Annotated in this window: 13 protein-coding genes; 2 read left to right on the top strand and 11 right to left on the bottom strand. The window is 76.3% G+C overall.

The window, feature by feature from the left end; genetic code table 11:
* Positions 1–118: 118 nt before the first annotated feature.
* The 8 genes from WAB14_RS06705 to WAB14_RS06670 form a co-directional block, all read right to left on the bottom strand.
* Entirely contained in the window at positions 119–583 is a 465-nt protein-coding gene (locus WAB14_RS06705; RefSeq protein ID WP_340268680.1) for a DUF2752 domain-containing protein, read from the bottom strand.
* Positions 584–612: 29 nt separating this feature from the next.
* On the bottom strand, positions 613–918 hold the full coding sequence (locus WAB14_RS06700) for a CD225/dispanin family protein (RefSeq protein ID WP_340268678.1): 306 nt from the start codon (positions 916–918) through the stop codon (positions 613–615).
* Between the two features lie 58 nt (positions 919–976).
* Positions 977–1,276 (bottom strand): HGxxPAAW family protein, encoded by a 300-nt coding sequence (locus tag WAB14_RS06695; protein ID WP_340268676.1) that lies wholly within the window; start codon positions 1,274–1,276, stop codon positions 977–979.
* A 73-nt stretch (positions 1,277–1,349) separates the two neighbouring features.
* The gene (locus WAB14_RS06690; RefSeq protein ID WP_340268674.1) at positions 1,350–1,922 is read right to left on the bottom strand and encodes a Trp biosynthesis-associated membrane protein; all 573 of its coding nucleotides are present in this window, start codon (positions 1,920–1,922) and stop codon (positions 1,350–1,352) included.
* Entirely contained in the window at positions 1,919–3,529 is a 1,611-nt protein-coding gene (locus WAB14_RS06685; protein WP_340268672.1) for an anthranilate synthase component I, read from the bottom strand. Before WAB14_RS06685 ends, WAB14_RS06690 begins: the two co-directional genes overlap by 4 nt.
* Positions 3,526–3,882: a phosphoribosyl-AMP cyclohydrolase gene (hisI, locus tag WAB14_RS06680; RefSeq protein WP_340268670.1), complete on the bottom strand. Its 357-nt coding sequence runs from the start codon at positions 3,880–3,882 to the stop codon at positions 3,526–3,528. Before hisI ends, WAB14_RS06685 begins: the two co-directional genes overlap by 4 nt.
* Positions 3,879–5,717, bottom strand: a complete 1,839-nt coding sequence (locus tag WAB14_RS06675; RefSeq protein WP_340269160.1) for an ABC transporter ATP-binding protein — start codon at positions 5,715–5,717, stop codon at positions 3,879–3,881. The genes hisI and WAB14_RS06675 overlap by 4 nt, the downstream gene beginning before the upstream one ends.
* Positions 5,718–5,761: 44 nt before the next feature.
* Positions 5,762–7,582 carry an ABC transporter ATP-binding protein gene (locus tag WAB14_RS06670; protein WP_340268668.1) on the bottom strand — a complete coding sequence of 607 codons (1,821 nt, stop codon included), beginning with the start codon at positions 7,580–7,582 and terminating at the stop codon, positions 5,762–5,764.
* An 82-nt stretch (positions 7,583–7,664) separates the two neighbouring features.
* On the opposite strand from WAB14_RS06670, the gene WAB14_RS06665 reads away from it, so the two are divergent.
* Positions 7,665–8,348: a TIGR03085 family metal-binding protein gene (locus WAB14_RS06665; RefSeq protein WP_340268666.1), complete on the top strand. Its 684-nt coding sequence runs from the start codon at positions 7,665–7,667 to the stop codon at positions 8,346–8,348.
* On the opposite strand, the gene hisF is transcribed toward WAB14_RS06665, so the two are convergent.
* Complete coding sequence (gene hisF / locus WAB14_RS06660; protein ID WP_340268664.1) at positions 8,349–9,131, bottom strand: imidazole glycerol phosphate synthase subunit HisF; 783 nt, start codon at positions 9,129–9,131, stop codon at positions 8,349–8,351.
* Positions 9,132–9,150: 19 nt separating this feature from the next.
* Here hisF and WAB14_RS06655 point away from each other — a divergent pair, with 19 nt between their 5' ends.
* Entirely contained in the window at positions 9,151–10,998 is a 1,848-nt protein-coding gene (locus WAB14_RS06655; protein WP_340268662.1) for a VWA domain-containing protein, read from the top strand.
* Positions 10,999–11,038: 40 nt separating this feature from the next.
* Here the strand turns inward: WAB14_RS06655 and WAB14_RS06650 are convergent, their stop codons facing one another.
* Together WAB14_RS06650 and WAB14_RS06645 are read right to left on the bottom strand one after the other, a co-directional pair.
* Positions 11,039–11,509, bottom strand: a complete 471-nt coding sequence (locus tag WAB14_RS06650; protein ID WP_340268660.1) for a PPOX class F420-dependent oxidoreductase — start codon at positions 11,507–11,509, stop codon at positions 11,039–11,041.
* The gene (locus WAB14_RS06645; RefSeq protein WP_340268658.1) at positions 11,506–12,036 is read right to left on the bottom strand and encodes a hypothetical protein; all 531 of its coding nucleotides are present in this window, start codon (positions 12,034–12,036) and stop codon (positions 11,506–11,508) included. Before WAB14_RS06645 ends, WAB14_RS06650 begins: the two co-directional genes overlap by 4 nt.
* Positions 12,037–12,222 lie beyond the last annotated feature (186 nt).

Here is a 12,222-nt window from a genome sequence, read left to right as displayed (position 1 = left end):
GTCCGCCCTCCCTCGTCCCGTGCGGTGCCCCGATCGTACTTGGGCGCCGGTACCGCTCCGGACCACGGGCCGCGGGGAGGGAACCCGGGCGCGCTCGAGCGCGTTGAGGCCGCCGCGCTCACGGGGCGAGGAGCTCGAGCCCGGGCAGGTTGCGCAGCACGGACCACACCGTGACGACGGCGAGGAACGCCCACACCCACGCCGCGTGGAGCGGGCGGCCGCGCGGGCGGCCCGTGACGGTGCGGACGGCCCAGGCCACCCAGTAGCCGACGAGGACGGGCAGGAGCAGCAGGGCGAGCGCGTTGAGGTCGAGCGCGGTGCGGAGGTCACCGCCGCCGAGGGCGTGGAGCATCCGGAGCGACCCGCAGCCCGGGCACCACAGCCCGGTGACGGCGAGGAAGGGGCACGTCGGGTAGTGACCGGGCTCGTTCGGGTCGAGGACCTGCAGCACGGTGAGGGCGCCGGCCGCGGCCGCGGCGACCGCGAGCGGCCCGAGCGGCGTCGCCGCGAGGGCGCGCGCCCGGCCCGCGAGACGCGGCAGCCCGCGCCCCGCTGCGGGGGGCGCGGGCTGCGCGGTGTCCATCACGTCAGGGTGCCACGCGGCGCCAGGGGTCAGAGCTGGCCCTCGGTGGGGACGGCCATGATCCCCGCGGAGAAGAGCCCGATCACGACGACGAGGTAGACGATCCCGGCCACGGCGGCGACGATCGCCCACAGCCGGGCCTTGCGGGAGGCGTCCTGGGCGCCGGAGAAGTCGCCCGTCGCCCACTTGGAGTTGACCTGGGCGGCGAACACGATGCTGACGATGCCGAAGGGCAGGCAGCAGAGGACGGTCGTGAGGATCGCCCACACGAGGTTGGACGGCGGCGGCTCGCTGGCGGGCGGCCCGGCGGGAGCGGGCTCGTACGGCGTGGACATCGGTGCTCTCCCGAGGTAGCGGAACGGTGGGGAGACCGTAGCGGCCGGGGGGCCCGTGTCAGCGGACGGCGCGCGGCCCGCCCGTGAACTCCCGGTTCGGGCTGTGCTCCCCGAGGCCGGCACGCGACAGGACGGGGCCGGCGAGCGCCGCCAGGACGGCGACGACGGCGCCGATGACGATGAACACCGGCGAGTAGAAGATCATCGCGAGGGCGACGACGAGGGAGCCGAGCATGACGCCGCCGGTGGCCGTCCACGCGGCCACCGACGTGCCGTGGCCGTACTCGTGGCCCTCGACGTAGGCCTCGTGCTCCTCGCCGGCACGCTCCTGCTGCGCCCGGGTGGGGGTGTCGCTCATGGTGGGCCGTCCTCCTGGGTCCTCGCGGTCGCGTCGCCGCCCCATCCTGCCAGCCCGTCGCTGCCGCGACCGGTCACGGGCGTGTCGACGGCGGCGCGGTCGGGTCCTCCCCCGCGTCGAGGGCATCCCACAGGGCGCGTTCGTCGGGTGCGGCCTCGGGTGCGTGACCGGGCGCGGCGGTGGGTGCGGCACGGGTCGGCGGCGCCGCCGGGACGACCGGACGCCACGCCGCCACGGCCGCCGCTCCGGCGAGGAGCACCACCAGCACGCAGGCCGCCACCGCGAGCCACGGCACGGGTGTCACCTCGACCCCGACCTCGGGTGCCCCCGTGCGGCCACCGTCCGCGGCCGCCGCCGCGACGGCGGCCCCGAGCCCGGCCCCGACCGCGGCGAGGCCCGCCGGGACCAGGCCGACGAGCCGCCAGCGGCCCGGCAGGAGCAGCGCGACGACGGCGAGACCGAGGACCGCGGGGACGAGCGCGGCCGTGAGCGGCGACACCTCGCGGCCGGTGAGGGACTCCGTGGTCGCGGCGCCCGCCTCGCCCAGCGGGCCGGCGGTGCTGCGGCGCACCCACGTGAGGCCGAGCGTGGCGAGTGCGAGCAGGGCCGCGACCGCCGCTGCCGCGGACAGCGGCGCGGGCCTCACAGCGCCCCCGGGCCCTGCCCCCCGTCGAGGGGACGCAGGTCCGCGGCGCGGCGGTGGGCGGCGAGCACGGCCGCCGACTTCGTCCGCGACTCCTCGTACTCCCCGTGCGGCGTGGAGTCGGCGACGATCCCGCCCCCGGCCTGGACGTGGAGCGTGCCGCCGGCGAGGACCCCGGTGCGGATGGCGATGGCGAGGTCGAGGTCGCCGGCGAGGTCGAGGTAGCCGACGACACCGCCGTACACGCCGCGGCGGGTCGGCTCGAGCTCGTCGATGAGCTCGACCGCCCGCACCTTGGGCGCCCCCGACAGGGTGCCGGCGGGGAACGTCGCCGTGAGGACGTCGACCTGGTCGGCGTCGGCGCGCAGCCGTCCCGTCACCGTCGAGACGATGTGGAGGACGTGGCTGAACCGCTCGATCTGCATGAACTCCACGACGTCGACGGTCCCCGGCTCGCACACCCGGCCGAGGTCGTTGCGCGCGAGGTCGACGAGCATGAGGTGCTCGGCCCGCTCCTTGGGGTCGGCGAGGAGGTCCTCGGCCCGCTCGGCGTCCGTGGTCGGGTCGCCGGAGCGCGGTCGCGTGCCCGCGATGGGGTGGGAGATCACCGTCCCGTCCTCGACGGTGACGAGCGCCTCCGGGGAGGACCCGACGACGTCGAACCGCTCCCCGTCCGGTCCCTCGAGCCGCACGAGGTACATGTACGGGCTCGGGTTCGTGAGCCGCAGCGCCCGGTACAGCGACAGGGCGTCGAGCTCCGTCGGCACGCTGAAGCGCTGGGAGAGGACGACCTGGAACACCTCGCCGTCGCGGATCGCCTCCTTGCCGGCGTCGACCATCGCGTGGAACTGCTCCTGCGTCGTCGTCGACCGGGGCTCCGCCGCCGTGACCGGGCCGGCTGCACCGTGCGTCCCGCCTCCGGCCTGGACCGTGACCGAGGTCGGGGCGGGACGGGCGAGGTCGGCCTCCATCGCGTCGAGGCGGCGGACGGCGTCCGCGTACGCCTCGTCGACGCGTTCGTCGCTGCCGTCGTGGTTGACGGCGTTGGCGACCAGCCACACCGTCGCGTCGCGGTGGTCGACGACGGCGAGGTCGGTGGCCAGGCACAGGACGAGCTCGGGCAGGTGGAGGTCGTCGACCGCGCGCCGCGGCAGGCGCTCCCACCGGTGCACGACGTCCCAGCCGAGCACCCCGACCATGCCGGAGGTGAGCGGCGGCATGCCGGGCACGCGCGGGGTCCGCAGCACCCGCAGCGTCTCGCGGAGCATGGCGAGCGGGTCGCCGGTCAGGGGCAGCCCGGCGGGCGGCTGCCCCACCCAGCAGCCGTCGTCGGGGCCCGGTCCCCGGCTCGTGAGGACGGCGGCGCTGCGCACCCCGATGATCGACCACCGCGACCACGACCCGTCGTGCTCGGCGGACTCCAGCAGGAAGCTGCCGGTCCGGTCCGCCGAGAGCCTGCGGTACAGGCCGACCGGGGTCTCGCCGTCGGCGAGGTAGCGGCGGACGACGGGCACGACGCGCCGGTCGGCGGCCATGGTCCGGAAGCCGTCGAGGTCCGGCCACGTCGCCCCGAGCGGGGTGTCGAGCGGCGTGCCGGGGGGCGCGCTCACGCCGCCCCCTCGTCGGACGCGGCGAGCAGGACGCGGTCGTCGAAGCACGTGCGGGTGCCCGTGTGGCAGGCCGCACCCACCTGGTCGACCTCGACGAGGAGCGTGTCCCCGTCGCAGTCCCGCGACACCCGGACGACGTGCTGGACGTGGCCGGAGGTGTCGCCCTTGCGCCAGCGCTCCTGCCGCGACCGGCTCCAGTACGTGCCGCGCCGGCTCGTGAGCGTCTCCCGCAGGGCGCCCTCGTCCATCCACGCCACCATGAGGACCTCCCGGGTGTCGTGCTGCTGCACGACGGCGGCCACGAGGCCGTCGGGGCCGAAGCGGACCTGCGCGAGGAGCTCGTCGGTGCTCATGCGTCCAGTCTCACGGGGTCGCCGTCGTCGCTCGTGCGCTGCCGCACCCAGCTCGCGTGCAGGCCGGCGTACACACCGCCCGCCGCGACCAGCTCGGTGTGCGGGCCGACCTCCACGACCTCGCCCTTGTCGACGACGACCACGACGTCGGCGGCCTCGGCCGTGGACAGCCGGTGCGCGATCGCGACGCTCGTGCGCCCGCGGGTGAGGCCGTCGAGCGCCCGCTGGAGCCGCACCTCCGTGGCGGGGTCGACCGCCGACGTCGCCTCGTCGAGGACGAGCAGGTCGGGGTCGGCGAGGTAGGCGCGGGCGACGGCGACGAGCTGCCGCTCCCCGGCCGACAGGCTCTCCCCGCGCTGGCCGACCCGGGTGTCGAGGCCGTGCGGCAGGGAGCGCACCCACGGCTCGAGACCGAGCTCGGTGACGGCGAGGTCGACGGCGTCGTCGTCGGCCTCCGGCCGCGACAGGCGGATGTTGTCCCGCAGGCTGACGTCGAAGAGGAAGCCCTCCTGCGGCACGAGCACGACCCGCCGGCGCAGCGAGGAGAACGGGACGTCGCGCAGGTCGACGCCGTTGAGCAGCACCCGGCCGTGGAGCGGGTCCTGCAGCCGCGTGAGGAGCTTCGCGAGCGTCGTCTTGCCGGACCCCGTCTCGCCGACGACGGCGACCCGTGTCTGCGCGGGCACCTCGAGGTCGACCCCGCGCAGCACGACCGGCCCGTCCGGGTAGGCGTAGGAGACGCCGTCGAAGCGCGCGGTCACCGGGCCGTGCGGGATCGGCGTCGCCTCGGGCGTCCCGTCGGGGTCGGCGACGTCGGCCGGGGTGTCGAGCACGGCGATGACCCGCCGCCAGCCCGCGATCGCGTTCTGCAGCTCGTTGAGCACCTCGGTGGCGATCTGCACGGGCTGGGTGAACAGCTGGACGAGGAAGAGGAACGCGAGGAGCTGCCCGAGGGTGAGGGCGCCGTCGTCACCGACGCCGAACCACAGCCCGACACCGACGACGAGGGCGACGGCCAGCCCGGACACGAGCGTGCCGGCGGCGAAGATGCTGGAGGCGAAGACGCCGGCACGCGTGGCGGAGCGCCGGTGCGCCTCGACGCTGCCGTCGATGCGCTCCTGCGTGCGCCGCTCGGCGCCGTAGGCGCGGATGGTGTCGGCGCCGACGACGGCCTCGCTGATGGCGCCGAGCATGAGGCCGACGTTCTCCCGGACCGTGCCGAACAGCACCGACAGCCACTTCTGGAGGGGCCGGAGGCTGAGGAACAGCGGGAGGAACGTCAGCCACACGAGCAGCGCGAGCCACCACGAGTACACGGCCATGAGGACCGTCGCCACGACGATCTGGCCGAGGGAGACGAACAGGATGATGCCGCCGAACTGGACGAACATCGAGATCGTGTCGACGTCGCTCGTCACGCGGGAGACCAGCGCCCCCCGGCGCTCCGTGCTCTGGGTGAGCGTCGACAGGTCGTGGATGCGACGGAACGCCTTGACCCGCAGGGTCGCGAGCCCGGCCTCCGTGGCACGGAACAGCCGGACGTTGACGAGGTAGGAGCAGGCGCCCGTGACCGCGACGGCGAGCGCGGCGAGCCCGACGAGCAGCGCGATGCGCTGGACGTCCGGGCCGCCCTCGGCGTTGATCCCGGTGTCGACCGTCTGCTGCACCCCGACGGGCACGATGATGCGCCCCACGGACGACACGGCGGCGAGCGCGAGGGTGACCCCGAGACCGGCCGTGATCTCCGGCGACAGGGCGAGGCCCCGCCGCACCGTCGCCCACGCGCCACCCTCCGAGGCGGTGGCGATGCTCCCGCTGGCGGGCCGCGCCGGCACCCGGTGGCCCGTGCCGCCCTGGCCGGCGGCCGGCTCCTGCGCGCTCACGCGCCGCTCCCCCGGCCGGCGAGCTGCTCGCGCTCGGCGGCGTCACGGGCGTACGCCTCGACGAGCGTGCGGTAGCCGGTGTCGCGGGACATGAGCTCCTCGTGGCTCCCGTGGTCGACGACGCGGCCGTGCTCGAGGTGGACGACGGTGTCGGCGAGGGCGATCGTCGAGCGCCGGTAGGCGACGACGAGGACGGTGACGCCGTCGGAGCCCCGCAGCGCGCCGAGGATCTGCTGCTCGACCGTCGGGTCGACCGCGCTGGTGGCGTCGTCGAGGACGAGCACGCTCGGGCGACGCACGAGGGCGCGCGCGATCGCGAGGCGCTGCCGCTGCCCGCCGGACAGGCTCGCGCCGCGCTCGCCGACCCGGGTGTCGAGGCCCTCGGGCAGGGCGCTGACGAAGCCGTCCGCACGGGCGGCGCGCAGCGCGTGCCACACCTGCTCGTCGGGGACGTCGTCGAGGCCGAGGGTGATGTTGCCGCGGACGGTGTCGTCGAAGACGAACGTGCCCTGCGGCACGTAGGCGACGGTCGAGGGCAGGCTGCCCGGCTCGCCGCCGGCGACGACGTCGCGCACGTCGAGGCCGTCGAGACGGACCCGACCCTCGGCCGGGTCGACGAGGCGGACGAGGACGGAGGCGAGGGTCGACTTGCCGCTGCCCGTGGACCCGACGACCGCGACCGTGGACCCGCGGGGGGCGACGAGGTCGACGCCGTGGAGGAGGCGCTGCCGGCTGCCGTCGGGGTCGACGACGTCGTGGACCACGCCCTCGGCGCTGACCGCGCGACCGAGCCGCGTGACCGGCAGCCGTTCGGCGCCGTGGCGCATGCGGCCCTCGGCCCGCAGCACCGCGTCGACGCGGCGCCAGCCGACGACGGAGCGGGGGAGCTCGGCGAGGACCCACCCGATGGCTCGCACGGGGAAGGCGAGGAGGGTGAGCTGGTAGGCGACCTGGACGACGACACCGGCGTCGACCGCGCCGGAGGCGACGCGCAGCGTGCCGACGGCGAGGACGACGAGGGTGCCGAGCGTCGGCAGCGCCTCGACGACGGGCTCGAAGGCGGCCCGGGCCCGCCCGACGGCGACGTTGGCCTCGCGCAGCTCCTGCGCCCGGCGACCGAACCGGTCGGTCTCCTCGCGCTCGCGGCCGAGGGTCTTGACGACGAGCGCGCCGTCGAAGGACTCGTGGGCGACGTCGGAGACGTCCGCCCGCAGCTGCTGGGCCCGGCTGACGCGCGGCGACATCACCTTCTGGTACAGCCCGTTGCTCACCGCGAGCAGCGGGAGAACGGTGAACGCGACGGCACCGAGGACGACGTCCTCGCCGAACATCGTGATGCCGGCGACGACGAGCATGACGGCGACGCCGAAGCTGAACGGCAGGGGGGCGAACACCGTCCAGGCGGCCTCGACGTCGGCGTTGGCGTTGCTCAGCAGCTGGCCCGTCGGGTGGCGTCGGTGCCATGCCAGGGGCAGGCGCAGGTACTGCCGGGAGACGCGCCGGCGGTAGCGGGCCTGGAGGCGGTACTGCGTGACGGTCGCGTACCCGCGCCGCACGATGACCCCGAGCGCGGTGAGGAGGCCGACGAGGGCCATGGCGCCGAACGCGAGCCAGGCGTCGCGCGCGCTCACGGTGCCGGCGTCGAAGGCGGGGACGAGCACGGCGTCGGTCACCCGGCCGAGGACCCAGCCGCTGCCGGCGAGCGCCGCCCCGAAGAGCGCGCTGCCGACGACCGCCACGGTGAACGTGCGCGGTTCGTCCCGGATCCCCCTGCCGATGACGCCGAGCCCCTCCCGGAAGGTGGGGGCGTCTGTCACGCGTCAAGCCTGCCACGTCCCCCGGACAGCACCGCCCGGCGCCCGGTGGCCGCCCCGCCGCACGGTGCCGCAGGATGGCGGGATGGTCACGAACGTCGTCAGCGCCGTCCGCACCGACCTCATCGAGCCGCTCGCCGCGCTGCGCGCGACGACGCAGCAGGAGCGCGAGGCGCTCTGCGACAGCCTCCTCTCGGCCGGCGCCCATGCCCCGACGCTGTGCGAGGGCTGGGACGTGCTCGGCCTCGCGGCGCACCTCGTCGTCCGCGAGCGCCGGCCCGACCTCGCGGTGGGGCTCGTGGTGCCGCCGCTGAGCGGGCTGCTGGAACGGGCGCGCGTCGCCGAGACCCGCCGCGGGCTGGACGAGGTCGTCGCACGGTTCCGCTCCGGCCCGCCGCCGTGGTCGCCGTTCGCCCTGCCGGGGGTCGACGTCGTGGCGAACCTCGCCGAGCTCGTCGTGCACCACGAGGACGTGCGGCGCGCGCAGGGGCTGGGTCCGCGGGAGGACGTCGAGGACCTGCAGGACACGGTGTGGCGGTACCTGCCCGGGGCGACGGCGCTCACCCTGCTCGGGTCGTCCCTCGGGGTCGTGGCCCTGCGGCCGGACGGGCGCCGCACGGTGCTGCGGCGGGGCGCCCACCCCGTCGTCCTCACCGGGGAGCCGATCGACCTGCTCCTGCGGCTGTTCGGACGCCGCGCCGCGCAGGTCGACGTCGGTGGTCCGTCCCTGTCGGTGCAGCGCTTCGAGCGCGCCCGCCTCGGGGTCTGACTACCTGTCGGCGACCCGGACGGGGTGGCCCGCCGCGGCGAGCGCGGCCTTGACGTCTCCGACGCCGAGCTGGCCGAAGTGGAAGACCGACGCCGCCAGGACGGCGTCGGCGCCCGCCGCCACCGCGGGCGCGAAGTGGGCGAGCTCGCCGGCGCCGCCGGAGGCCACGAGCGGCACGTCGACGACGGCCCGCACCGCCCGCAGCATGGCGACGTCGAAGCCGTCCTTCGTGCCGTCGGCGTCCATGGAGTTGAGGAGCACCTCGCCGGCCCCGAGCCCGGCGCCGCGAGCCGCCCACTCGACGGCGTCGATGCCGGTGCCGCGACGCCCGCCGTGCGTCGTCACCTCCCACCCACTGTCGGTGCTCGTGCCGGGCGGGCAGCGCCTCGCGTCGACGCTGAGGACGAGGACCTGCCGCCCGAACCGGTCGGCGATCTCCGCGATGACCTCGGGGCGGGCCACGGCCGCGCTGTTGACCCCCACCTTGTCCGCTCCCGCCCGCAGGAGGCGCTCGACGTCGTCGACGCCGCGCACGCCCCCGCCGACGGTGAGGGGGACGAAGACCTGCTCGGCCGTCGCGCGGACCACCTCGAGGGTGGTGTCGCGCCCGGCCGCGCTCGCGCTCACGTCGAGGAAGGTGATCTCGTCGGCGCCCTGGGCGTCGTAGCGGCGGGCGAGCTCGACGGGGTCGCCGGCGTCGCGCAGGCCCGCGAAGTTGACGCCCTTCACGACCCGGCCCGCGTCGACGTCCAGGCAGGGGATGACACGGACCGCCAGGCTCACGCTCGTATCCTGGCAGGCCGTGCCTGCCTCCCCGACCCCCTCCCCCGGCGTCGAGCCGGTCGCGCGCCCGCCCCGGGTGGCGCGTCCCTCGGGCGACGGCTGGGGCGGACGGCTGCGCCGGCGGCGCCGCCCGAGCGTGCTCGGCGTGCTCGTGGCGGGGCTGCTCCTCGTGGCCGCGGTCGCCGTGGGGGCGGGGCTGCTGACGGAGCGCTCCGGCGGGGACGGCGGCGACGCCGCGGGGGGCGTCGCGGTGTGCGGCACGAGGACGACGGTGCAGGTGGTCGCCGCTCCCGCGCTCGTCCCCGCGCTGCAGCGCGTGGCCGCCGACGTCGGCCGCGAGCCGCTGAGCACGGGGGTGTGCGCGAGCGTCGACGTGGTCGCGCAGGAGCCCGCCGACACGGCCGCCGTCGTCGCCGGGGAGACCGCCGGGGCGCTGCCGGACGTGTGGGTGCCCGACTCCTCGCTGTGGCTGGAGCGTGCGGCCCCCGCGGCGGACGGGACCGTGCTGACGACCGTCGGCTCCCTCGTCCGGACCCCGGTCGTGCTCGCGACGAGCGCCGAGGCCGCGGCCGACGCGCAGTGGCTCGCGGCGGGGCCCACCTGGGCGGGGGCCGTCGCGTCGGGCCGGCCGCTGGTGCTCGGTGACCTGCCCCGCAGCGCGGGCGCGCTCCAGGCCCTCGTCGCCATGCAGGCGGTGGCCGGGACGCCCGAGGACGCACGCGCCGCGCTCACCGCGGCCGCCGTCGCGGTCGAGCGGGACGCCGCGCCGGCAGCGGGAGACGCGCCGGCAGCGGCAGACGCGCCCGCAGGCGGCGACGCCCTCACGGCGACGGCGGCGGCCGGGACGGACGCGCCGGTCGTGGTGACGACCGAGCAGCAGGTGTTCCTCGTGAACCGGGGGGCGCCCACCACGCCGCTCGTCGCCGTGCAGCCGTCCGACGCCGTGACGTCGCTCGACCACCCCGTCGTCCGCGTCGACACGCCCGAGCGCGCCGCAGGGGTGTCCGCGGCGGCCGTCGAGGGCGTGCTGCGGCTGCTCGAGCGCGAGGGCAGGGCCGCGCTCGTCGCGGAGGGGTTCCGTGCCCCCGCCCCGGCGACCGGGGCCGGCGGGGGACCTTCGGTCACATCCTCCGTCGAGCCCTCCGTCGAGCCCTCCGTCGAACCCTCCGACGGGGAGCCCCTCGTGGTCCCGCCGCCGGTCGCGGCGGACGTCGACCGCGTCCTCGCGCAGCTGGAGGAGGTGAGCCGGCCCAGCCGCGTGCTCGCCGTCCTCGACGCGAGCGCGTCGATGCGGGCGGTGACGCCCGCGGGACCGACGCGCGCCGAGGTCGCCCGCGACGCGGCGACGGACGCCCTCGGGCTGTTCCCCGACTCTGCCGCGGTCGGACTGTGGTTCTTCGCCGTCGGCATGGGCGAGGGCACGGACTGGCTCCCCGTCATCCCGGTGCGCCGCCTCGACACCCCCGTGGAGGACGCCGACCAGCGCGCCGCGCTCGCCGCCGGCGCGGACCGGCTCACGGAGCGTCTGACGCCAGGGGGCACGGGGCTGTACGACACGGTCCTCGCCGCCGTCCGCGCCGCCCGCGAGGACCACGACCCCGAGGCGAGCAACACCGTCGTCATCGTGACCGACGGCGCGGACGAGGACCCGGACGGCATCAGCCTCGAGGCCCTGGTCTCGACGCTCGAGGACGAGGCGGCAGCCGCGCCCGACCGGCCCGTCCGCGTCGTCGCCATCGGTCTGGGGGCCGACGTCGACGCCGAGGAGCTGCGCACGGTGGCGGAGGCGACGGGTGGCGCCGCCTACCTCGCGGAGAGGCCCGCCGACTTCCGCACGGTCCTCTTCGACGCCCTCCAGCGGCGCTGAGTCTCCCGGCGTCGGCGACCCCTCTCGTCCTCCAGGCGCCTCAGTCCTCTACGAGGCGGGCGGGGAAGCCGCCCGTCGCGACCGGTCCCCACCGGGTCGGTGTCACCCGCAGGAGGCACTTGCCCTGGTCGAGCATCGCCTGCCGGTACTCGTCCCAGTCCGGGTGCTCGCGCCCGAAGGCCCGGAAGTACGTGACGAAGTCCTCGAGCGCCGCAGGCAGGTCGAGGACCTCGCACGTGCCGTCGACCTGCACGTAGGGCCCGTCCCAGTCGTCGGACAGCACGCAGAGGCTGACTCGCGGGTCGCGACGGGCGTTGCGCGCCTTCGCCCGTTCCGGGTACGTGCTGATGACGAAGCGCCCCTCCGGGTCCACGCCGCACGAGACCGGGGACAGCTGCGGACTGCCGTCCTGGCGGCGGGTGACGAGGACGACGTGGTGCCGGTCACGGCAGAACTCGAGGAGACCCGCGAGGTCGGTGCGGGTCGCGGTGGCGGCCGCGCGGGGGCTCACTCGACGCCCCAGACACCGGTCGCGCCCAGGCCGAAGGTGCCGCCGAGCGCGACGTAGCCCGCGCTGCCCGCCCCCGGGTCGACCGGGAAGCACCACGTGAACGTCGTCGTCTCCCCGGCCTCGAGGCTCCCGGCCTGCTCGACGGGGTCCCTGACGTCGGGCGGGCACGTGCCCTCGCCGTACGAGGTCGTGCCGTCGGTCTCGAACCACGTGCCGACCAGCTCGAACCACGGCTCGCCCGTCCCGCCGCCGGTCCGGGTCGCCTCGACCGACGCGGTGACGACGGGGTCGCCGCCGCCCGGGGGCTCGAGGAGGTCGACCGACGTCACGGTGACCTCATAGCCGTCGAGCTCCACCGAGGTGCCGAGGTCGACGGCCTCGGCCGGGTCGACCTCGGTGAGGGGCGCCAGGTCCTCCAGGTCCTCCAGCCCCTCGAGGCCGCCGGGCACCGACTCCTCGACGAAGCGGCCGAGCGCGAACGCGGCGACGAAAAGCAGCGCCCAGATGATCGACACGACGATCGACACGACGACACCCGCGATCGCGAGGCCGCGCCCGCCGCCGGCCGCCTGACGTCCGGACCAGGCCGACGATGCTGAGGACGAGCCCGACCGGGGAGAGGAGGAAGGCGAGCACGAGACCCGCGACCGAGACGCCGTCGAGCGGCGGCTCCTGCTGGGGGGCGCCGTACCCGTGGCCCGGCTGATGTCCGT

The organism is Aquipuribacter nitratireducens, from assembly GCF_037860835.1.
In the GTDB taxonomy this organism is placed as follows: Bacteria; Actinomycetota; Actinomycetes; order Actinomycetales; family JBBAYJ01; genus Aquipuribacter; species Aquipuribacter nitratireducens.
Note: the sequence above shows the minus strand (reverse complement) of the source record. Positions and strands in the feature narration are given on the sequence as shown.